Source organism: Spirulina subsalsa FACHB-351, assembly GCF_026130165.1.
In the GTDB taxonomy this organism is placed as follows: Bacteria; Cyanobacteriota; Cyanobacteriia; order Cyanobacteriales; family Spirulinaceae; genus Spirulina_A; species Spirulina_A subsalsa_A.
Map to the genome: position 1 here is coordinate 1 of NZ_JAIHOM010000089.1, position 21,741 is coordinate 21,741.

Consider the following 21,741-nt stretch of genomic DNA (forward strand, 5'->3'; position numbering starts at 1 on the left):
CGGGAGAGGGGGAGTAAGGGAGTCGGGAGTCGGGAGTCGGGGAGCAGGGGAGCGGGGGAGCAGGGGAGAGGGGGAGCAGGGGAGCAGGGGAGCAGGGGAGCAGGGGAGAGGGGGAGAGGGGGAGAGGGGGAACAATTATCAATTATCTATTCCCTATTACCTATTCCCCATTCCCTATTCCCTATTACCTATTACCTATTCCCGATTGGTTCGCTGTTCACGGTGCAATAGTCCAGATCATAATCTCTGAAGATTCGCTTCCCGTGCCGATATATCGTTCATCCCGACTCAAGACAAAATCATTAATCGGCGCACCATGTCCCGTTAAAACTCGCTTAATATCCCCATTGGCTAAATTCCAGAGTCGAATTGTTTGATCGGCACTACTACTAATTAAAGTTTGACCATCTTGAGTAATGGCTAAACGATTGACATAATTGGCATGACCATCAATGGTATAACGTTCTTCTCCTGTGGAAAAATCCCAGACTTTAATGGTTTTATCCGCGCTGGCAGTGGCTACTAATTTCCCATCAGGACTAATCACTACATCATTGACAAAACTGGTATGTCCGGTTAAGGTTTGCTGCAATTCTCCTGTGGCAATATTCCAAATTTTCACCGTTCGGTCGGCGCTGGCACTGGCGACAAATTGACCATCAGGACTGAGGGTTAAACGATTAACAAAACTGCTATGTCCGACCAGATTATGTAATAATTCCCCTGTGGCAATGTCCCAAATTTTTAAGGTTCGGTCTGCACTAGCACTGATTAACTGAGTGCCATCGGAACTAATTAACATATCATTAATAAAACTGGTATGTTCGGCTAAAGTGTGTAGGTTTTCTCCGGTTTCTACGTCCCAAATTCGTAGGGTTCGGTCGGTGCCAATACTGACTAAAATTTGCTGGTCTTGGGAAAGGATGACATGGTTGACAAAACTCACATGACCTGTTAGGTTGTGGCGGACTTCTCCGGTGTTCAAATCCCAAATTTTAATCCTGCGGTCAGAACTAGCACTGACCACAAATTGACCATCATCACTGAGGACGACATCTCGGACGGCGCTGGTGTGTCCGGTGAGGGTTTGTAAGAGTTCCCCGGTGTCGAGATCCCATACTTTGAGGGTTTGATCTTCGCTGGCACTGACGAGAATTTGATTGTTATGACTAATGGCGATCGCATTCACTAAACCCCGATGACCTTGGAAGGTTTTAGCCATAGCCACTTCCTGCACCACTTCGGGGGGGGAAAAATGTAAGGTTAGGTAATGATACCCCTGCCAAATGCCATACCCCCCCAGTAATGTTAAGCCAATCAACCCCAACCCCCACCAAGTTTTAGGAATTTTCCGAGGAGGTTTGTATTCCGGGAGGGTGGGACTATCGGGAGAAAATTGGATCTTAGTGGCAGGTAAACGGAGCGTTGTGGCAGTGGTAGCGGGATCAGCCAGTTGTTTTTTGATCTCTCGCAAGGTGTCTAAAATTTCTTGGGTATCTTTGGGACGATCAATGGCGCGATGTGCCATTAAATGGTCGATAAAATCGGCTAAGGCCGGGGAAATATCGGACGCTTTTTCTCGCCAGCAAAACTCATCGGTAAAGGGGTTATAAATATCTGTGTCGGTGAGTTTTCGTCCGGTGAGGAGGTAAACAAAGGTTCGTCCCAAGGCGTAAAAATCCGATTGTGGTACAGCGTGACCTTTTTCTTGTTCTGGGGGGGTATATCCGGCGGAACTAATGCGGGTAATATTGCCGGAACTGCCAATCTGAGCTAAATAAGTATAGGTCATCTCCCGCGCTGTGCCGAAGTCAATTAACACTAACTGTCCGGTCGAGCGCAACATAATATTTTGTAGTTTAATGTCCCGGTGAAAGTAGTTTTTTTGGTGGACAAGGTGGAGAATCTCGGCAATTTGTTCTAACCAGGCGATCGCCTGTTGCTCACTAATCAACAAATGGCCTTGCTGTAACATCCAATCGTAAAGAGTCGGCCCGTCGATTTTCTCCATCACAAAACAGTGAACCGGCTCTTGAACATTTTTAGGGAAAAACTGAAAATAACCCGGTGGATCAATTTTGGGAACCCCCGGATGGTCGAGTTGACCTAAAACCGCCGCTTCTTGTTTAAACAGTTCAACTGCCTTTTTGCTCTCGTTGTGGCGCGCTTGTAGGGTTTTTAAAATCTTATGGGTTGTGCCGTCTTCTACCTCATAAATGACTGCAAACCCGCTATTGCTACTCAGGAGACTGACCACGCGATAACGTCCCAACAAGACTAAGGACGAGCCACAATGAGGACAAACGACTTGATCCGTCAGGGTGGAGTCTTGAGGATTAGGACAGGATGGGTTGATACAATAACTCATGGAGAGTCGCAAAACAGGGTTAAACAAAATCTAACACTTGTTGTGCGACCAGCAACCGGAGATCGCAAATTTCACGGGGATTCTCGCTTATCTGGTTGTAACACTCCATTGAGAAAAATATCCGCAATGCCTTCAGCCATTTCCTTCATGGCTTTAGGAGACGCTTGAGGCTCCCCTATTGTTGCTTTAGAAAATCCAGCAATGGTAAACATTCCTAAAAAGACTTGAGCAACAACTCGGGGATTCATACGGCGATAAATTCCCCGCTCCATGGCTGTCTCAAAAAAGGCTTCGGCTACATCGGTCATTTTTTCGATGACTTCTGTTTGAATGCGATCGCGTAAATCGGGATGAAACTGAGCCTCAAAAAAACACACTCGCATCAAATCACTATTCTCATTCATCCGCAACATCCGCCGTCGCATCACTTGAGCCACAGCTTTATAACTTCCCATTTCGCTCAATTCCGTCAGCAAATCCGTGAGAATATCCACCCAGCCCTGAGTAGCCACCTCCACTAAAATCGCTTTCTTATTGGTGAAATGGCGGAATAACGTTCCCTCAGCTACATGAGCGGCCGCCGCTAAATCCCGCGTCGTCGTGCCATCATAGCCTTGTTGGGCAAACAAATGAAGAGCCGCCTGTAAAATACGAGTGCGCGTACTTTCTTCCGTAGGCTGCTCTAAAACAGGTCGCTGGTGAAATACTCGCATGGGTCTGACTTGAATTAGGCTTACTTTACACCGTAACCTTATTTGACCCTAAATATGAGCAATTACTGCAAAAGCTTCATAAAATTTCTCGATCTCCCCTCGGTCTGTTCCCTCTTCCCCTCTCTCATGGATCGCCCCTGTAACTAAACTATGGCTCACCTGATCCCCTTCCCCCTAATTCTACTCCAAAGTCTTACCTTATTGATTAGTATTGCTATTGAAGCGATTATTTATCAAAGTAAATTAAATCTTAGTCATAAACGCAGTGTTGAGTTTTCCATTTCGATGAATTTATTATCGGCAATTTTTCTCTGGGCTGTTTTTTCGATTTTTCTGTCTTTTGCCCCTGACCCCATTAAAATGCGCTTCATGAGTTATTTACTCTTCAGTAACTTATATGATTTAAACTCATTTCAAGCTAATTTAAGCTTCCTTCTTATGTTTTTATTCCTCTTTATGTTCGTTTGTCTCATTGAATTTAAAGGGCTAGATATTTTACAGGCTTTGTTGTTAAGTTCTCCAGATAGTTCAGATTCGGAACAATTTTTAGTCAATCGAATTAACAAAGCTTTACTCAAAACAGATGTTAGTAAAGCCTCGGTGATTGTCCTCGCCAATATTTGTAGTAATAGCGTTATTTTGTTGATTTTATTGTTTAAAATATTGCCAACCTATGATTAAAAACTTACAAGCACTCTGGAATAATCTTCTGCCCATTCAAGCCTATTCATGGCAGTCGTTCTTCTGGACTAGCCTATTTTCTTTGGTTATGGCAGGTTTACTCACCCCCATTCCTCGGTTTATTCTATTCTGCCTTGCTGCTCTTTTTTTTATTATTAGTATGACGTGGCTTTGCCTTAAGAATAATGTCCCCTTAACCCCTTGGATTACCAGCGCATTAATTTGTCTCGCCTTATTTTTATTGGTCAATATTCCCTCACAAGCCCTCATTTTACTGTGGTTGCCTTTAGCGGGAACGATTGCGGCTTATCCTTGTTTTTTTGATAAATTCTGTCATTTTCATGCTCCCACAATTATAGAACGGCAAAAATTAGTGATTTTGTTGGGAACTCAAATTCTCCTCAGTTGTTTACTACAAGTCAATTTTTTGATGCAAAATTGGTTAGACCAATACCCCAGTCTGTTAGTGGATGATTTTAGCCGCAGTGTCTTTGTGGTGAAATGGCAAGTGACCCCAAGGATTGATCCCCAAGGGCTGTTACTGTTGGACACGATGGGGGAGTTGTTACAAAGAACCTTGGGGGGGAAAAACTGGACGGAAACCGGAGAGTGGTTGCGGGGGGCGGTTCATCCGAGGGAAAACGAGGAACAGTCGGATTCTTTGGGGGCATTGCGACAGGAGGCGATCGCAAAATTAGAAAATCGCCTCAATCCCTTGGCCGAATACCCATTCTGGGCTATTACCATCCAAGTGTCTGAGCAACCCAATCTCTATCTTGTCACCTTACTCGCCGATTGGACAGGCCCCCGGTCCGAACGGAGTCGAGAACAAAACCCCTATTTGTGCGAAATGATCTGTCAGGTAGAGCCTTCTATACAAGGTGTCTCCACCAATTGTCAAAGGGCGCGTCGGAATTCCCTTCCCCCAGGTTAACAACTGACGACCTAAATCTCCCAAAATGGGGAGATTTAGGTCGTTGTGAGGAGTTATGAGATGCTCCCATCACAAGGGAGTTAAGGTCGCAACCTATCCCCGATCATGAAAAGGAAGATAAGGACGACTATGTTCACCTACATAAACTTGAGTGGGTCGGAAAATGCGGTTTTCCGAGATTTGTTCACGCCAGTGGGCTAACCATCCGGCGACCCGGGCGATGGCGAAGATGGGCGTATAGAGATCCGTCGGAATCCCTAATTTGCGGTACACTAAACCGGAATAGAAATCTACGTTGGCATAGATGCCTTTATGACCTAATTTCTCTTCTACGACTTTTTCCAGTTCTAAGGCAATATCATAGAAACGGTCGTGACCCATTTGTTCAAACAAACGTTCTGCTAGCCCTTGGAGAATCGTTGCCCGGGGATCTTTGACCTTATAAACGCGGTGGCCAAAGCCCATAATTTTTTTCTTGTTGGTAATACAATCCTCAATGTAAGGTCGGACATTTTCCACCGAACCAATGGCCTCCAACATATCGATCACTTCCTCATTTGCCCCACCGTGTAGCGGTCCGGCTAAAGTACCTACGGCGGAAGCAATGACCCCGTAAGGGTCAGTCAGGGTCGAAGATGTCACCATTGCCGAGAAGGTTGAGGCGTTCATGGTGTGTTCTGCATGGAGGATTAAACAGACATCAAACACACGAGCCGCTACAGGTTCGGGAATGCGTTCCGTTAGCATATACAAGAAGTTGGTGGAATAGTCCAAATCATCTCGTGGCTGGATGGGATCATTCCCTTTGCGCATACTCTTAAAGGCGGCAACCATGGTCGGGATTTTGGCGATTAGACGCACTACAGCTTCCCGAATGTAGTGACTGTCATTTAAAGCCCGACGGGAGTAGAATAAGCCCAAAGCGGCGGCGGATGTTTGCAGTGCATCCATCGGATGTCCGGTTTCGGGGAAACATTTCATCATGTCCCGAATGCGGTATTTAATCCGACGATGGAAGCGGATCTCGTTTTCAAAGGCGGCTAGTTCTTCTTTGGTGGGCAGAACTCCCCAAATCAGGAGATAGGTCGTTTCGAGAAAGGTGCTTTTTTGGGCGAGTTCTTCAATGGGAATCCCACGATATTCCAGAACGCCCTTTTGTCCATCAACATAGCTGATGGCAGATTCGGCAACTGGAATATTCTCTAGGCCAGGAATATATTCGCAAACTGCTGTCATGTCTCTTCTCGTAGCTAGAGGGAAATATCTATCCTCTCTTGTCATTGGCCTTCTTGAACAAGGCTCAACTCGATCTGGAAGATATGACGTTAACTTACAGTAAAAGTTTAAGGAGTCTCGATTTTTACGGAATAGCTTAGGATTTTGCTGGAATGGATGGGGGAGGGCTGATTAAGAATAGAAAGCAGAGGGTGTAAGGTTGCGTTAGGCTTTAAGAATAGGTTAATAAGGTAAAGTTTTGGCTAAATCTATCCGGTTTTCCTGTTTTTCGGTCTAATGTGCTGAGGTGTATCAAAAAACTATAAAAACCATTTTGGGGGAATCAACCCAAATAGTTCACCTTGCCCGAGGGGAGATCCGGTGCTGGGAAGATGAACGCCTATTATACCTGCTTTTTTAACAATCAGTTTTTCCTGCTGGCTTCCCCAGACGATCTGTTCGGCCCAGTTGCCTAAATCGGGCTGATGACCGACGAGGGCGATCGCCTGATAATGAGAATTCACACCATACCAGTTTACCCAGAGGTTAATATTCCCCTCGGGAGCCAGGGGCGCAAATGCTTGGATCTGTTGACTTAAACCAGCTTGTTGTAAGAGTTCGGCCGTTTGTTTCGCCCGCAGGAGGGGGCTGGTTAAGATGAGATCAAACTGGATTCCCACGGCCTGAATCCGTTGGGCGACTTTACGGGTTTTTTTGATGCCGAGGTCTGTTAAGGGGCGTTCCTCATCGGTTCGGTAGAGGGTGCGATCGCCTGCAATACCATGACGAATTAAATAAATATCCATCAAAAGGGCGCAAAAAGGGTGGCAATTATGATAAATTTTGGGTACTTCTTAATATAACGTCAACTTTAACAATACGGAGCAAAACTCATGGCAGATCGTCCCGTTCCCAATGGCAAACCCCCCTACACCTTCCGTGTTCTCTGGGCTGGTCTTCTTCTGGGCGTGAATATTCTGGTGGCTGCGATTTACGCCGGAATCCTAGATATCTAGCTTCTGAGAGCATGGGTTAAAATTGGGGAGTAGACTTGGGTTTCACTCCTCAGTTTTTTCCCGTCCCCCTATGAACAGTCCCTTAATCTTTATCCTCAAAGTCTTGGCACTATCGGGTGCAATTTCCCTCTTCATCAAGTATCTTGCCCCTCTCTGGTCGATTCCGGCGAACACCCTAGATGCGTTAATCGCGATCGCCTTTCCCCCCCTTCTGCTGGCTCTCCTGCTCTGGAAACGCCGTCTTTCCCCTTAATATCCACCATTTCCCAGAAGGAGTGTCCCCATTGTGCTGAGAACTGTCGCCGAAATTAACGAAAAAATCCAACAACAGAAAGCTGTTGTTTTGACGGTTGAAGAACTAAAGGCCCGGGTCCAAGAGGTGGGCGTGACCCAAACCACCCAAGAAGTGGATGTGATCACGACAGGAACGTTTGAACCAATGGAGTCCACCGGGGCGATCTTCAACCTAGGTCATACCGACCCCCCCATAAAAATCCGTCAGTGCTGGCTAGAAGGCGTACCAGCCTACGCGGGACTGGGTGCGGTGGATTTATACCTTGGGGCGACGGTGATGGCGGAATACGGCGGTTTAGGGGACGCAGAAGAAAGCCGTTTGAATACGGTTTTGCCGGAACGAGGGGGCGGTCATGTGATTGAGGATCTGATTGCGGGGAAACCTGTACAACTGCGAGCGCTGGGGCAAGTGACGGATTGTTACCCCCGCCCTTCCTTTGAAACGACGATCACCCGAGACACGATTAATCAGTTTTATCTGTTTAATCCCCGCAATCTCTATCAAAATTTTATTGTGGGGGTGAATGGGGGCGATCGCACGCTCTACACCTACTTGGGTCCCCTCTATCCTCGTCTGGGCAATGCGGTGTATTCTAACCCCGGTGCGATTTCTCCTCTGTTCAATGATCCCCAATTGGAGATCATCGGCATCGGTACAAAAATCTTTTTAGGGGGTGGCATTGGTTACATTACTTGGGAAGGGACTCAACATTTTCCCTTACAGAAGCGCCTCCCTAACGAGACTCCCATTGGTCCGGCCGCTACTCTAGCCGTGATTGGGGATGCTAAACAAATGACCCCCCAATGGGTGCGGGGCTGTTATTTCAAAAATTATGGCGCATCTATCATGTTAGGTGTAGGGGTTCCCCTGCCTGTTCTCAATGAACAAGTGGTCGCCCATGCGGCCATTCAAGATCAGGATATTGTCGCCCCGGTGGTGGATTTTTCCATTCCTCGCCGTGTCCGTCCTACTTTTGGCTTAGTGAGTTATGCTCACCTCAAAAGTGGTCAAATTAAAATCGACGGGCAAATGGTACGCACTGCCCCCCTAGCCAGTATTCGCCTTTCCCGACAAGTGGCACTAGAACTGAAACAGTGGATTAGTCTGGGTCAGTTTACGCTGACTGAACCTGTGGCTCCCATTCCGGGCGATCGCACGTTCCTCCCCCAAGATCGTTGGGGTTCTCAACGGGCGAGTGAGTGAGTTGGAAGTCGGGTGTCGGGAGCAGGGGAGCAAGGGAGTCAGGAGTCGGGTGTAATGTCATTGACTAACTTTAGCCAGAAACCGGGTTGCGTTCATTGTCTAGTTTTCTCGATACACCCTAGCAAAAACCCGGTTTCTAATATCAATTATCAATTATTCCCTAGAGAGAACTAGACCGAAGTTTGAGGGCTTCTTGCTGCAAAATTAATAGGTCTTGAATTCCAGTTTGTGCCATCTCAATAATTTGATTGAGTTGATCCCGGGTGAAACTTCCTGATTCTGCGGTGCCTTGGATTTCAATTAAGTCTAAATTCCCAGTCATGACAATATTAAAATCTAAATCGGCGGTGACATCTTCGATATAGTTGAGATCGAGGAAAATCTCTCCCTCAATCAGTCCCACCGAAACAGCCGCCACGGGATAACGAATGGGCGATCGCATAATTTCCCCTTGCTGGATCAGTTTATCAATGGCTAAAGCCAGAGCGACATAACTTCCGGTGATCGCTGTGGTTCTTGTGCCTGCATCCGCTTGGAGAACATCTGCATCTACGGTAATAGTGCGTTCCCCTAATAATTCTAAATCGAGAGCAGCGCGCAAACTGCGACCAATCAGACGCTGAATTTCTTGGGTGCGCCCTGATAATTTGAGGTACTCTCGGGCTTGGCGTTGGGGGGTAGCACCGGGTAGCATTCGGTATTCTGCGGTTAACCAGCCTTGATTACTGCCGATGAGAAACTTAGGCACACCCGGAGCAAGGCTAATGGTACATAAAACCTTTGTCTCTCCTGCATGAGCTAGGACAGAGGCCGTCGCAAAGCGGGTAAAATCACATTCAAAATGAATGGGACGGAGTTGATGGGGAAGCCGACCATCGGGACGTTGCCAAGGCATAAATTTTAAGGCCTAAATTTTGCAGATAATGAGGGCAGTTTCCCATAGCGTGAAGTAACTAGCACCTAAGAATCAAACACCCCAGAATCAGGCTTATGGTGTAGGCTTGCTGCTTCAAGCGCCTAGGCTTTTAAGTTTAACCAAGAAAGTCCTACTCAGTGAAGGTCTTACTGGGTGAAAGTCCTACTCAGCGTCCAGAGGCATAAGCTTTGCTTCCCAAGGCCTATAGAATCTTCAGTGACAGTTAATTTTGGTGATAGTTCTTAAGATTAACGCATTTTGGGTCTTCGTTGCAATTCATCCCGTCGCCAATGCCTTATTTCCTAATCACCCTTTGGTTAACAGTTCAAGGTTTTGCAAGATTTCTTTAGTCACTTCCTCGGCTGATTTTTCTGCATTGAGGATTAAGAGTTTTTGCCGACGACCATAGTATTCCAAGATCGGGATCGTCCGTTGATGGAACAACTTGATCCGTTTATCGAGGATTTCCGGGCTATCATCAGCGCGGGATCTGGCCAAAGAACGCTCTCGCATGACGGTTTCATCAATTTTTAAATAAATCACAGAATCGAGAAACTGTGCGAAGTCATCTAAGACAAAATCCAATTCTTCGGCTTGGAAGGCAGTCCGGGGATAGCCTTCTAAAATCCAGCCGTTTTGTTCTTGTCCTAAATCGGGCTGAAGGAAACGCAGACGCATTAACTGAATCATTAATTCATCGGGAACTAATTCCCCCTGTTCGACATGGGGCTTGGCTTTCATGCCTAAAAAGGTTTGAGATGCGATCGCCTCTCTCAACACATCCCCCACCGAAATCCCGGCTAGATTCAGGTGTTGACTCAAGTTGCGTAATTGAGTCCCCTTTCCCGATCCTGGACCACCTAATAAAATTAGTCTCACAGCTTTTCTCCTCCCTTCCTCTGTCAGTGAACAGTGAGCCGTCAACAGCAAACAGGTACAGTGCGTCAGAAAGAATAACTTAGGCTCAGTAATGACGATCATCCTGACGCACCATCTTTGTTCCACTGTAAACCCTCAAGAACCCTTCTTTTGCAAAGCTTTGATGAGGAAGCAGGCAAACAGTAAACTGATGATTAATGATTGTTTACTGTTCTTCCATGACTCAAACCATTCTACGCCCTATCTTAATCACCCTGTTAGCCCTGTGCTTGTGGCTAGGGGGCAATCTTACCCCAGAGCAAGCCGCCATTGCAGCCTCCATCGATGCCCAATTTGAAAGCAAAGTGCTAGAAGTGATCCGCCAAAATCCCGAGGTGATCATTGAATCCCTCCAAGTTTATCAAGCGCGACAACAGGCCCTCCAGCAGCAACAACAACAGGCGATTCTGGACGCAATGAAAGCCAATCCTAGGGAGATTATCGGCTCATCTCCTACCCTTGGGGCAACGGAACAAGATGTAGTGATGGTGATGTTTTCGGACTTTCAATGTCCTTTTTGTGCAGAAGCCCATAAAACATTAAAATCGTTTATCCGACAACATCAAGATCGGGTCACGTTTGTTTATAAACATCTCCCACTCACCCAAATTCATGATCAAGCTTATCCGGCAGCTTTAGCAGCTTGGGCGGCCTATCAACAGGGGAAATTCTGGGAATATCATGATGCGCTGTTTGAACAACAAGACCAACTGGGTGAGGAGTTATATCTTAAAATTGCTCGTCGTTTAGGTTTAAAGATAGAACAATTTAATGGCGATCGCACCAGTGAAGCCGCCGAGAGAGCCATTACAGAAGATATCCAACTAGCCCAAAGTTTAGGATTACGAGGCACTCCCTTCTTCGCCATCAACGGCGAACCCATCCCCGGAGCCGTTTCCTTGCAAGACTTCGAGGCAGTCCTTGCCCAAGTCTTAAATTGAATGGACTCAAGATTAGTTCATCACTCTATTCAAGAATCTCAGCGTCTTTAGACCTGAGAGTGTCAACACTAACGAATACGGCATAAATAATAAAGCCAAAAAGCACCATTCGCCAACAAATCCGACTCATCCCTAATTTTTTCCTCCTCATTCCAGCCATAAATCTGGATATCTTTAAAATAAGGTTCTAACTGTTTAAGCTGGGCTTGAGGGCGAATATAATAGGTTTGTAAGCGGAAATTATGAGACTCATCTCGGAGAACTAAATAAGGACTATCAGCAATTCTTGCGAACTGAACCGAGAGATTAAACAGACGAAATAACCCCCACATCACCCAATTCGCATAAGTCGTAATAGGATTCCAACTCCATTGGATTTTCCCTTGCAATCCCTGCTCAATCCCTTGTAAATTGTGGCTAGAAAAACAGAAATAACCTCCCGATTTTCCCACACGACTCACTTGTTCCAAGACCTGTAAACGTTCCAAGTGAGAGATATAATCAATGCCATTAAAGCTAAATAGAATAAAATCAAAACTATTCTCAGCAAAACATTCCATTTGTCGAGCGTCACAGAGTAAAAAACTTAAATTTTCCTGAGAATTAGGGAATCGAGATTGACAAGCTGCAATCATCTCTGGAGCGTAATCAATACCTAAATAACTCGCCACTCGCGGAGCAAAATGAGCAGTTGTGCGTCCCCCTCCTACCCCAATATCTAACATTTTCATTCCGGAGAGTTCACTTTGTAGCTGTTGGAAAATTGCCTTTTCTGCGGGTTGAAGTTGATTTAATTGTGCGTAATACTGCACAATTTCTGGACGACTATAGGTGTAGTAATTATGATCCTTAGTTGTCATTGCTATTTTCAATTAACTTCAAGTATTTTCTCATCTCTCTAGCTATTTTTCCCCGAGAGAGGTTTTTTTAGATTGCCCAAACAATGTAAACTAAGCTTAAAGAGAGAGTCTGTCAACATGGAAACGCTAGATATCATCTCCCACTTCTAAACACCTAACCTCAATCATGATTAAAATTCTCCATCTTTCTGATATTCATATGGGGAGTAGCTTCTCCCACGGTCGCATCAATCCAGAAACAGGAATTAATAGCCGTTTAGAAGACTTTATTTATACCTTAAGTTGTTGTATAGATCAAGCCATTAATACGCCAGTGGATCTAGTATTATTTGGCGGTGATGCCTTCCCAGATGCTACCCCACCCCCTTATGTTCAAGAAGCCTTTGCCAGTCAATTTCGCCGTTTAGTCGATGCTGATATTCCCACAGTTTTATTAGTGGGTAATCATGATCAACATTCCCAAGGGAATGGCGGAGCGAGTTTATGTATTTATCGCACTTTGGGTGTGCCTAAATTTATTGTAGGGGATCAACTGGATACCCACTGTATCGAGACTCAATCGGGCAAAATTCAAGTAATTACTCTTCCTTGGTTAACCCACTCTACTCTGTTAACTCGCCCTGAAACAGAAGGTTTATCTGTAGCAGAAGTTAATGAGTTATTAATTGAACGGTTACAACCTGCTTTAGAGGGAGAAATTCGTCGTTTAGATCCGGATCTTCCCACAGTTTTATTAGCCCATTTAATGGCAGACCGGGCTAATTTAGGGGCAGAACGCTTTTTAGCCGTTGGGAAAGGCTTCACGATTCCTGTTTCCTTATTAATTCGCCCAGAATGGGAGTATGTCGCCTTGGGTCATGTTCATAAGCATCAAAATCTTAACCCGAATAATGACCCTCCCATTGTGTATCCGGGCAGTATTGAGCGAGTTGATTTTAGTGAAGAAAAAGAACAAAAAGGCTATGTTTTAGTTGAGGTGGAAAAGGATACAGTTCATTGGGAGTTTCATCCTGTACCTGCCCGAGATTTTTGTACTATTGAAGTGGATGTTACGGAACGAGAAGATCCCCAAGCTGTTATCTTAAATGCTATTCAAAAACGCGCTATTCAAGATGCTGTAGTCCGCTTAATTTACAAGTTACGTTCTGAACAGTTAGACCTCATTGAAACGGGAGCTTTGCAAGGGGCGTTACAAACGGCTCATTCTTTTACAATTCGTCCTGAGTTAGTCAGTCAATTAGCCCGTCCTCGTCTCCCAGAATTAGCGGTTAATCGCTCGTTAAACCCTTTAGATGCTTTACAAGCTTATCTCGATAATCGGGAGGACTTACGAGATATTTCTGAGGCTATGTTAGAAGCGGCTCATAGTTTGTTGAATAGCTAGGATACCTGCTATTGATTCAGCCGGAATAAAAGCTGCTCTAACTCACTGTGTAAACGGCCATATTCAGCCCAGTTGCCATTGCGGAGGGCTTCTTGTGCCTGTTGATAAGTTTCGAGGGCTTGACGGGCTAAAGTGGGGTCAAGGGTGGAGTCTGTGGGAGTGGGGGCGGGAGTAGAAACCTGTGTTGCTCCAAAGACGGCATCTAAAGCTTGTTCTAAGGTTTCGGCCATGACAATCTTCTCTCCAAAAACCACAATGACTCGTTTGAGTTCGGGAAGTCCTCCCTGTTCAGATCGTAAAAAAACAGGCTCAACATACAATAACGATTGTTCAATGGGGATAATAAATAAATCCCCGCGAATGACTCTTGACCCTTCCTGACTCCAAAGGGTTAATTGCGGCGAAATCACAGGATCTTGATCAATTCTGGCCTCGATTTGTCGGGGACCATAGACTAATTCTTGTTTGGGGAATTCATATAATACGGATGAACCGTATTTTTCACCATCGCAACGGGTGGCCATCCAAGCAATCATATTATCTCGATTGCCGGGGGTGAAGGGTAGGATTAACAGGAATTCCTCGCGGTCGGAGTCGGGCAGGCGCATGATTAGATAATAGGGCTGCATGACTTCTTCTTTCCCTTCATACTGTTGAATGGGAAAGCGCCAGAGATCCTCTTGATTGTAGAAAACTTCGGGATTGGTCATGTGATAGGCTAGGTACATTTGCGCTTGCATGAAGAACAAGTCCAAGGGGTAGCGGAAATGAGAGCGTAAATCGTCGGGAATTTCTGTTGGGCTGAGGAATAAATCGGGGAAAATTTGGCGATAGGTGGCTAAGACGGGATCTTGTTGATCTACGACGAAAAACTGCACGGTGCCATCATAGGCATCGACGAGGACTTTGACTGAGTTACGGATATAGTTAAATCCCCTCATCATGCCGGGTCGTTGGACTGGATTTAGGCCAAAGCGTTGTAGACGATAGAGGGGTTCTGAGTAGGGGTAGCGATCGCTGATTGTATAAGCATCAATGACCCACTGCATCCGCCCTTCCCGCAAGACCAGATAGGGGTCATGGTCAAGGGTGAGGAAGGGGGCAATGCGTTGCACCCGGTCGGTAATTTCCCGATGGTAGAGGATGCGAGATTCTGGGGTAAAGTAGCCGGAAATGAGGGTTTTCAGGTTGTTAAAATCCAAGGCATAGACTAAGCGATGCCACCAACTGGTGAGGGGAACTCCTCCCTTGCCTGTGTAGCGATAGGCGGCGTTATCATTGCCCAAGGGATAGTCAAACTCATCGGTTCCCATCCCGGTAAAGATGTAGTGCTGTGTTTCTTCCCCGTAGTAGATGCGGGGCTGGTCTAGGGGGATATCGACTTCTGAAACGGGGGGAATATCTTTAATCAAAAAATTGGGGAGTCCTTGGGGGGTGACTTCATTAACGGGACTCATGACCATGCCGTAACCGTGGGTGTATTTTAACCGTTCGTTGACCCAAGTTTTCGCCCGGTCTGGAACTTGACGATAGGCTAATTCTCGCCCGGATAACATGACTTGACGATAGTCTCCATTGAGGGTGTAGCGGTCAATATCTACGTCGTTAAAACGGTAATAGAGGCGGATTTCTTGCAGTTGGCGATAGGTGCTGAGGATGGGGCGATAGTCCCAGAGGCGAATGTTGCGGATGGTGGCCTCGTTGTTTTCTAAGTCTTGCCGGGTGAGGTTGTCTTCTACGGGGTAGGGGATGGTTTCAACTTCGTCTAGGGCGTAGGCATGGCGGGTAAAGTCGAGATTATGCTCAATATAGGGCTTTTCTCGGGTGAGTTCGTTGGGGGTGACACTAAACTGTTGTTCAAAGCTGGGGATGAGGCCTTGGAAGATGAGGGCTAGGAGAAGATAAGCGCCCAAACTTAGGCTAATCCAGAGTAGACCGTTGCGGAAGGCGAAGAAGGCGATCGCACCAGCTAGTAAAACCCCTAGGCCTGCCATAATATTTAATCCCAACAGGCGACTATGGGTATCGGTATAACCGGCCCCAAACACTACCCCGTTGGGGGAGTAAAGGATTTGGAAGCGGTCTAACCAAGTCCCGGCAGCGACTAACAAGATCAATCCTGCCACCAATAGCATGACATGGGTTTTCGCCGACCCAATGATTAAATTTTGCCAACCGCGACCAATATCTAGACTCCCTTTGAACACATAGACGGGAGTAGAAACGGCCAGGGCACCCAGAATCAGGCTAAAACAGAGATTTCTCAGGCTTTCGTAGAGGGGGAGTTGGAAGAAGTAAAAGCTTAAATCCTGTTGATACAGGGGATCGCTCCGATTAAAGGGGGTGGAATGGATGGCTTTTAAGATCACTAACCAGGCGTCAGAGTTAAAACCAGCCACTCCCAAGGCAATCACCCCAATAGCGACCAAGGCGGCTAGATTGACGGTGTAATGGATGAGGGTGGGGGATTGACCGGGGGGGATAAACTGAAAGCGACTATAACGGGTGAGAAACATGGCGTAGCGATAGTTAGCCCACCAAAAACCCACACAGAGAAGAAAGACAATTACCCCGGAGAGAGATTGCCCCCAGAAGCGCAGCCAAAAGACTTGGGAAAATCCCACCTCGGCAAACCACCAAGATTCTGTTAACAGATGGATTAATGGGCTGATGGTAAAGAGGAGGATTAAAATAACGAGACTGACCCCAATGAGGAGCAGATTAATCCAATTGCGCCCTCTGGGATTGAGTCTGGGCGAGTTTCCGGGTTTAGTCACAATCTTTTGTCTCCCCATGTTTCTCTGACTATTCTAGCACTTCCCAAAAGGCGGGAAAACTTGCTATCTTTGCCCTTAGACAATCCACACAACAGGAGGGTTAAAGAGAACGTGGCGGGTCATAGTAAATGGGCAAATATTAAGCGACAAAAGGCACGAGTGGACGCGAAAAAGGGTAAAACCTTTACGCAACTTTCCCGTGCTATTATTGTGGCCGCACGTCATGGGATTCCGGATCCGGCCGGAAATTTTCAACTGCGGACAGCGATTGAGAAGGCGAAGGCGGCGGGGATTCCCAATGAGAATATTGATCGTGCGATCGCCAAAGGAGCCGGAACCTATAATAGTGATGACGCGAGTTATGAGGAAATTCGCTATGAGGGCTATGGGGTGGGGGGTGTGGCTATCCTGATTGAAGCCTTTACAGATAATCGCAACCGCACGGCCGCAGATTTACGCGCTGCTTTTAGCAAAAATGGCGGGAATTTAGGAGAAACGGGCTGTGTAAGTTGGATGTTTGAACAAAAGGGGGTAGTCACTTTAGAGGGGGAAATTAACGAGGATCAACTTTTGGAAATTGCTCTTGAAGGGGGGGCGGAAAGTTACGAGTTAAGCGATGATCCTGAGAATCCGGGGGCGGAGGTTTATAGTCAGGTGGGTGATTTGGAAATTCTACAACAAACTTTACAAGAGCATCATTTTCCGGTGAAGGATGTTGAATTACGTTGGATTCCCAATACGACGGTAGAGGTGACGGATCTCGACCAAATGCGATCGCTGCTCAAATTAATGGACGCTTTAGAGTCCTTAGATGATGTGCAGAATGTGACAGCAAATTTTGAGTTAAACGAAGCCTGTTTAGCGGCTGCTTCTTTAGCCTAGGGGAGCAGGGGAGCGGGGGAGCAGGGGAGCAGGGGAGAAATTATCAATTACCTATTCCCTATTACCTATTCCCTTGTTGAGTCTAGCGTTAGGCTTATTCAGCAGACCCTATCTTAGAGGAAGTAGAAGCCCACGTCTTCCCTCAACCCGGCTAAAATCTAAAGGTTGAGAGTTTTTGCTGGGGCAATGCAAACATCATGGAAAAATTAGTAATGAAACTAAAAACACAAGGGCGATGGTTGCGGTCAAGCCGCTTTACAGTTCAACGCTGGTTTGGTCTGGTGTTAGGGGCAATGTTGTTAGTAATCCTCTCGGCCCCGGCTGTGGTAGCGGCTGGAGCGAGGCATTATGATGAGTTGGAGTTTCCCCCTCTGCGGGAGGTTCAACTGCCAGACTATGAACGCTATCAGTTAGAAAATGGCTTGGTGGTCTATTTGGTGGAAAATCACGAGTTGCCGTTAGTGCGGGGGAATGCGTTTTTCCGCACGGGAGCGCGCTTGGAACCGTCGGATCAGGTGGGTTTGGCGGAGCTTACAGGAACAGTAATCCGCACGGGTGGCACGACCAATCATCCGTCTAATGAATTGAATGAATTATTGGAACAACGGGCGGCCTCGGTGGAAACCAGTATCGGGGGAAGTTTGGGCAGTGCTAGTTTTAATGCTTTAAGTGAAGATTTGAAAACCGTGTTTGATTGGTTTGCCGATGTGGTGCAGCGGCCTGCTTTTGAGGAAGCCCGTCTCGCTTTGGCACAGAATCAAATGCGGGGGGGCATTGCACGACGCAATGATGACCCGAATAGTATTGCTTCTCGGGAGTTTTTTAAGTTGGTTTATGGGGAAAGTAGCCCCTATGCTCGGACGGTGGAATATACTACGCTGAGTAATATTACCCGGGAGGATGTGGTCCGCTTTTATCAGCAGTCTTTTCGACCAGAACGCATGATGCTGGGCATTGTGGGGGATTTTAACCGGGAGGAGATGAAGGCGCTGATTGCGGAGAAGTTTGGCTCTTGGCAAGGAGTCCAGGTGGCCGATTTACCGGAGATTCCCGAAGTGCGCGATCGCAATCCCCAAGGTCTGTTTTTTGTCGAACAACCCCAACTGACCCAGAGTTATATCCAGTTAGGGCATTTAGGGGGGCGGGTGGATGATCCTGACTATCCGGCTTTAAGTGTCCTCAATGGGGTGTTAAATGGCTTTGGCGGACGTTTATTTAATGAGGTGCGATCGCGCCAAGGTTTAGCTTATTCGGTCTATGGTTTCTGGAGTCCCAATTTTGACTATCCGGGGGTTTTCATTGCCGGAGGACAAACTCGCTCGGAGGCTACGGTTCCGTTTATTCAATCTATCCTCGGGGAAGTGAATAATCTACGCAGCACGCCCATCTCATCGGAAGAACTCGATTATGCGAAAAACTCCATCCTCAACTCTTTTGTGTTTAACTTCCAATCTCCCGGACAAACCCTCTCCCGTCTGATGCGCTATGAATACTATGACTATCCGGCGGATTATATTTTCCAATATCAACGGCAAGTCCAAGCCACAACCATTGAGGATGTTCAACGAGTGGCTCAAACCTATCTCACTCCCGATCAATTAACCACATTAGTCGTGGGGAATTCTAGTGAAATTACCCCCCCTTTAAGTCGTTTGGATTCTAATATAACAACGGTAGATATTACCATCCCCAATCCTCAAAGTTAGGTAATAGGTAATAGGTAATAGGTAATAGGGAACAGGGAATCATTCTTAATTCCCTGACTCTCCCTCTCCCCTCTCCCCTGCTCCCCCTATCCTAGGTGCTGAACTATGGCAACACCTAGGATAATTCTTTTTACTCATCCTCAAAGTCCTCGTTGCTGGCATCACTGCCACCACTGACGGTGACGAGATCAATCTGTTGACGGTAGTAATCGACACTCTTGACTTGCACTTCAACGCGATCGCCTAAACGGTAAGCCGTGCGATTTTTCCGTCCCACCAGACAACTATGACGAGAACGGTATTCATACCAGTCATCCTTCAAAGAGCTAACATGAACCAATCCCTCCACCATTAACTCCTCAATTTCCACAAAGAAACCGTAGGATTGAACTCCCGTAATTAACCCCGTAAAGACTTCTCCGGTGCGTTCTTTCATCTTCTCGGCTTTTTTGAGGCCAATTAAATCCCGTTCTGCATCCTCGGCCACTTTATCTCGCTCATTGAGATGATTAATTAACATGGCCGTATCTTGTTCCCATTGGGTTTGGATTTGGGGGGGTAAGATATTCCAACTGATTTGGTCATAAGAGGTACTACTGCCGAGATTGACCCGGATTTTAGCCCGAATAGAACGGCGATCGCGTCCTTCCTCAAACAAGAGATGTAAAACGCGCTGGACCTGTAAATCTACATAACGTTGTCCCGGACTCAGGACATGACAATAGCCATCCCCGTAGGCTAAACCAAAATGAGGCCCCGGCTTGGTACTATACATCGGAGAACGTAAGGTACTGCGTAAAAATTCCGTGAGAATTTTCGGTGCAGAAGACCCCGCAATTTCCTGAACAAACCCTTGATAATCTCGGGATTGAAGATCATCCTCTGACTCCACATCCAAATCCAAACCTAGATTAATCCCCAATTTCAGGAAATCTTCCAGTTCCATCATATCCGGTTCAGGTTGGGTGCAATAAATAGCAGGTAAGTCCAAATTACGACAATGATCCGCCACAGCCTTACCTGCTAAAAGAGCTACCTCCATTAACATGGCTTGAATCGGTAAATGATCCGCAATGGCTAGAGTCCCTAAGCGACCTTCATCTTTAAAGGGAGAGCGAATTTCCATATGCAGATCAAAGCCTCCCCGTTGTAAGCGTTGGGCTTTGATTACAGGCCCCAAGGTGAAAAAGAGTTTATCCAACATCTCAACAGCCGATTTCACCTCGTCCCCAACTTGGCTTTCATCCCGCAAATATTCTTGAATTTGTTGATAAGTCATCTGATAATCAACTTGCACCACGCTGGGCTGAATATCGTAGGCGAGAATGACCCCATTTTTGCTCAAGGTCAGGATAATACTAAAAGCCAACCGTTCTTGATTGAGTGTTAAGGAACAGCGTTCAATCACACTTTGGGGTAACATGGGAAGTTCTAACTCCCCTAAATGGACGGCGGTTCCGCGTTTTCGGGCGGCATAGTCTAGGGGAGAATTCACCTCAATATAGTGGGCGAAATCAGCAATATGAATGGTTAATTTCCATTGATTTTCTGGTAGAGGTTCTAAACTAAAGGCATTTTCAATTAACAGGGGTTCATCTTTCCCTTGGACATATTTCTCATCCTCTAGACTTACGGTGAGTAAGGAGCGCAAATCGAGACGATTTTTTAGGTCTGCTTTGGGGAGTTTCCCCGAGGTGGGTGCTTTCCCGATGGCCTTAGCGGACTCTAGGACTTTTTGGCTGAAGGTTTGGGGTAAATCATGTTTGCAACAAACAATATCCGTGTCGGCCGCGGCTTCGGCATCACTACCAAGAATTTTGGTCACTCGTCCGATGGGTAGGGAGTTGCCGAGGGGATAACGAATGACTTCTACATGAACAAGATGATCTATCGCATCTTCGAGTTCGTTAGGATCGTTGTTTAAATCTAGTTCAAAGAGTAAACGATCATCGAGGGGAACGGCCTGGAAACCGACGGGGACTTTTTTGATCCGTGCGAGCAGTGAAGGATTCGCCCGATCTAAAATAACCTTGACTTCCCCTTCTGGCGAACGGCGACGACTCCCTTCTTTAATCACTCTGACTAAAACGCGATCGCCATTCCAAGCTGTGCTTAAATGACTTTCCCGCACATAAATATCATCGGCCCCCTCTTCATCTTGAATGGCAAAACAGAATCCTTTACTCGAACACCGCAGTTTTGCCTCAACTACTCCCTCCTCATAAACTCGGCGATATTTCCCCATTTCTTTGGTTAAAACACCAATCCGCTCTAAAGCGTCTAGGGCAACCAACAGTTTTTCCTGACATTCCTCATCCTCACAATTGAGTCGTTTTTCTAAGTATTTACCAGCCACTAACTTATCTTGGCTAAATTGGGCGAGTAATGTAGCGATTGAAAATTCCATCTCAAATTATCCTTTATATGCTTATTAAGTAGGGTCTATTATGATTGCCTTGCCGTTCATCTCCCATCCCTTGAATCGTTGTTGCTTGAGTGAGTGAATGCGAGCAGGAGTTAACAGGATTGGAGTTAACGCTTTTGTGATGGACGCGCATCCACTGGGTTGAAGCTGGGTTTTTGATCCTTGGAAAGTGGTGTAGCATTGGCGACGTAACGTTATGCAAACCGTGTTCGGTGAACAGTCGTGAAGGCAAAAGTTCAGGGTCACTGGTCACGGGTAGCGACTGATTATCAATAGTTTATCACGCGGACCGTAAATTCTTAACCAAAAATAATGACCGACAACTTGACCCATCGGATCCGGTCAAAATCGCCCATAGGCCAAGGGTTGAATGGAGAGACTTTGACGTTCTCCCCCGCCTGAAGGCAGGGGGATTCATCGTTCTACGAGTCTCCGTTAGCTGACAGGATTTCTCCAACCAACCAAGAGGGAATCTCTCCCGATGCGTGAATTCGGGCGCGCCCCACC

Annotated in this window: 18 protein-coding genes and 1 pseudogene; 9 read left to right on the forward strand and 10 right to left on the reverse strand. The window is 46.5% G+C overall.

Annotation, left to right across the window (positions count from 1 at the left end):
- Nucleotides 1–217 precede the first annotated feature (217 nt).
- A complete protein-coding gene (locus tag K4A83_RS16090; RefSeq protein WP_265265644.1) occupies nucleotides 218–2,368 on the reverse strand; it encodes a protein kinase domain-containing protein in 2,151 nt (716 codons plus the stop codon).
- A gap of 71 nt (nucleotides 2,369–2,439) precedes the next feature.
- On the reverse strand, nucleotides 2,440–3,081 hold the full coding sequence (locus tag K4A83_RS16095) for a TetR/AcrR family transcriptional regulator (protein ID WP_265265645.1): 642 nt from the start codon (nucleotides 3,079–3,081) through the stop codon (nucleotides 2,440–2,442).
- Nucleotides 3,082–3,231: 150 nt separating this feature from the next.
- Between K4A83_RS16095 and fraC the strand changes: the two genes are divergently transcribed.
- Nucleotides 3,232–3,762, forward strand: coding sequence for a filament integrity protein FraC (gene fraC / locus K4A83_RS16100; protein WP_265265647.1), 531 nt, complete (start codon nucleotides 3,232–3,234; stop codon nucleotides 3,760–3,762).
- A complete protein-coding gene (locus tag K4A83_RS16105; RefSeq protein ID WP_265265648.1) occupies nucleotides 3,755–4,696 on the forward strand; it encodes a DUF5357 domain-containing protein in 942 nt (313 codons plus the stop codon). Before fraC ends, K4A83_RS16105 begins: the two co-directional genes overlap by 8 nt.
- A 93-nt stretch (nucleotides 4,697–4,789) precedes the next feature.
- Here the strand turns inward: K4A83_RS16105 and K4A83_RS16110 are convergent, their stop codons facing one another.
- Together K4A83_RS16110 and sixA are read right to left on the reverse strand one after the other, a co-directional pair.
- Entirely contained in the window at nucleotides 4,790–5,932 is a 1,143-nt protein-coding gene (locus tag K4A83_RS16110; RefSeq protein WP_265265649.1) for a citrate synthase, read from the reverse strand.
- Between the two features lie 299 nt (nucleotides 5,933–6,231).
- Complete coding sequence (sixA, locus tag K4A83_RS16115) at nucleotides 6,232–6,717, reverse strand: phosphohistidine phosphatase SixA (RefSeq protein WP_265265650.1); 486 nt, start codon at nucleotides 6,715–6,717, stop codon at nucleotides 6,232–6,234.
- Between the two features lie 87 nt (nucleotides 6,718–6,804).
- Between sixA and psaX the strand changes: the two genes are divergently transcribed.
- From psaX to K4A83_RS16130, 3 genes are all read left to right on the forward strand, one after another.
- Complete coding sequence (psaX, locus tag K4A83_RS16120) at nucleotides 6,805–6,927, forward strand: photosystem I protein PsaX (RefSeq protein ID WP_265265651.1); 123 nt, start codon at nucleotides 6,805–6,807, stop codon at nucleotides 6,925–6,927.
- A 70-nt stretch (nucleotides 6,928–6,997) separates the two neighbouring features.
- A complete protein-coding gene (locus tag K4A83_RS16125; RefSeq protein ID WP_265265652.1) occupies nucleotides 6,998–7,180 on the forward strand; it encodes a hypothetical protein in 183 nt (60 codons plus the stop codon).
- A gap of 36 nt (nucleotides 7,181–7,216) precedes the next feature.
- On the forward strand, nucleotides 7,217–8,425 hold the full coding sequence (locus tag K4A83_RS16130) for a homocysteine biosynthesis protein (protein WP_407810054.1): 1,209 nt from the start codon (nucleotides 7,217–7,219) through the stop codon (nucleotides 8,423–8,425).
- A gap of 160 nt (nucleotides 8,426–8,585) precedes the next feature.
- Here K4A83_RS16130 and rph read toward each other — a convergent pair whose 3' ends face one another.
- Complete coding sequence (gene rph, locus K4A83_RS16135; protein ID WP_265265654.1) at nucleotides 8,586–9,320, reverse strand: ribonuclease PH; 735 nt, start codon at nucleotides 9,318–9,320, stop codon at nucleotides 8,586–8,588.
- Between the two features lie 327 nt (nucleotides 9,321–9,647).
- Nucleotides 9,648–10,220 (reverse strand): adenylate kinase family protein, encoded by a 573-nt coding sequence (locus tag K4A83_RS16140; protein WP_265265655.1) that lies wholly within the window; start codon nucleotides 10,218–10,220, stop codon nucleotides 9,648–9,650.
- A gap of 218 nt (nucleotides 10,221–10,438) precedes the next feature.
- Between K4A83_RS16140 and K4A83_RS16145 the strand changes: the two genes are divergently transcribed.
- Nucleotides 10,439–11,200 carry a DsbA family protein gene (locus K4A83_RS16145; RefSeq protein ID WP_265265656.1) on the forward strand — a complete coding sequence of 254 codons (762 nt, stop codon included), beginning with the start codon at nucleotides 10,439–10,441 and terminating at the stop codon, nucleotides 11,198–11,200.
- Nucleotides 11,201–11,268: 68 nt separating this feature from the next.
- On the opposite strand, the gene K4A83_RS16150 is transcribed toward K4A83_RS16145, so the two are convergent.
- Nucleotides 11,269–12,060, reverse strand: a complete 792-nt coding sequence (locus tag K4A83_RS16150; RefSeq protein ID WP_265265657.1) for a class I SAM-dependent methyltransferase — start codon at nucleotides 12,058–12,060, stop codon at nucleotides 11,269–11,271.
- A 166-nt stretch (nucleotides 12,061–12,226) separates the two neighbouring features.
- Between K4A83_RS16150 and sbcD the strand changes: the two genes are divergently transcribed.
- Nucleotides 12,227–13,444, forward strand: coding sequence for an exonuclease subunit SbcD (gene sbcD, locus K4A83_RS16155; RefSeq protein ID WP_265265658.1), 1,218 nt, complete (start codon nucleotides 12,227–12,229; stop codon nucleotides 13,442–13,444).
- 8 nt (nucleotides 13,445–13,452) lie between these two features.
- On the opposite strand, the gene K4A83_RS16160 is transcribed toward sbcD, so the two are convergent.
- Nucleotides 13,453–16,221, reverse strand: a complete 2,769-nt coding sequence (locus K4A83_RS16160) for a UPF0182 family membrane protein (protein WP_265265659.1) — start codon at nucleotides 16,219–16,221, stop codon at nucleotides 13,453–13,455.
- 111 nt (nucleotides 16,222–16,332) lie between these two features.
- Here K4A83_RS16160 and K4A83_RS16165 point away from each other — a divergent pair, with 111 nt between their 5' ends.
- Nucleotides 16,333–17,103: a YebC/PmpR family DNA-binding transcriptional regulator gene (locus tag K4A83_RS16165; RefSeq protein ID WP_265265660.1), complete on the forward strand. Its 771-nt coding sequence runs from the start codon at nucleotides 16,333–16,335 to the stop codon at nucleotides 17,101–17,103.
- Nucleotides 17,104–17,315: 212 nt separating this feature from the next.
- Nucleotides 17,316–18,809 (forward strand): M16 family metallopeptidase, encoded by a 1,494-nt coding sequence (locus K4A83_RS16170; protein WP_265265661.1) that lies wholly within the window; start codon nucleotides 17,316–17,318, stop codon nucleotides 18,807–18,809.
- Nucleotides 18,810–18,939: 130 nt separating this feature from the next.
- Here K4A83_RS16170 and K4A83_RS16175 read toward each other — a convergent pair whose 3' ends face one another.
- Nucleotides 18,940–21,216, reverse strand: a complete 2,277-nt coding sequence (locus tag K4A83_RS16175; protein WP_265265662.1) for a ribonuclease R family protein — start codon at nucleotides 21,214–21,216, stop codon at nucleotides 18,940–18,942.
- Between the two features lie 440 nt (nucleotides 21,217–21,656).
- Nucleotides 21,657–21,741 (reverse strand): annotated as a pseudogene (locus K4A83_RS23450) (RNA-guided endonuclease TnpB family protein); the annotation flags it as partial.

Bases quoted from the DNA above. Each gene is read 5' to 3' on its own strand.
- K4A83_RS16090 (WP_265265644.1), bottom strand. From the start codon at position 2,368: ATGAGTTATTGTATCAACCCATCCTGTCCTAATCCTCAAGACTCCACC.
- K4A83_RS16095 (WP_265265645.1), bottom strand. From the start codon at position 3,081: ATGCGAGTATTTCACCAGCGACCTGTTTTAGAGCAGCCTACGGAAGAA.
- fraC (WP_265265647.1), top strand. From the start codon at position 3,232: ATGGCTCACCTGATCCCCTTCCCCCTAATTCTACTCCAAAGTCTTACC.
- K4A83_RS16105 (WP_265265648.1), top strand. From the start codon at position 3,755: ATGATTAAAAACTTACAAGCACTCTGGAATAATCTTCTGCCCATTCAA.
- K4A83_RS16110 (WP_265265649.1), bottom strand. From the start codon at position 5,932: ATGACAGCAGTTTGCGAATATATTCCTGGCCTAGAGAATATTCCAGTT.
- sixA (WP_265265650.1), bottom strand. From the start codon at position 6,717: ATGGATATTTATTTAATTCGTCATGGTATTGCAGGCGATCGCACCCTC.
- psaX (WP_265265651.1), top strand. From the start codon at position 6,805: ATGGCAGATCGTCCCGTTCCCAATGGCAAACCCCCCTACACCTTCCGT.
- K4A83_RS16125 (WP_265265652.1), top strand. From the start codon at position 6,998: ATGAACAGTCCCTTAATCTTTATCCTCAAAGTCTTGGCACTATCGGGT.
- rph (WP_265265654.1), bottom strand. From the start codon at position 9,320: ATGCCTTGGCAACGTCCCGATGGTCGGCTTCCCCATCAACTCCGTCCC.
- K4A83_RS16145 (WP_265265656.1), top strand. From the start codon at position 10,439: ATGACTCAAACCATTCTACGCCCTATCTTAATCACCCTGTTAGCCCTG.
- K4A83_RS16150 (WP_265265657.1), bottom strand. From the start codon at position 12,060: ATGACAACTAAGGATCATAATTACTACACCTATAGTCGTCCAGAAATT.
- sbcD (WP_265265658.1), top strand. From the start codon at position 12,227: ATGATTAAAATTCTCCATCTTTCTGATATTCATATGGGGAGTAGCTTC.
- K4A83_RS16170 (WP_265265661.1), top strand. From the start codon at position 17,316: ATGAAACTAAAAACACAAGGGCGATGGTTGCGGTCAAGCCGCTTTACA.
- K4A83_RS16175 (WP_265265662.1), bottom strand. From the start codon at position 21,216: ATGGAATTTTCAATCGCTACATTACTCGCCCAATTTAGCCAAGATAAG.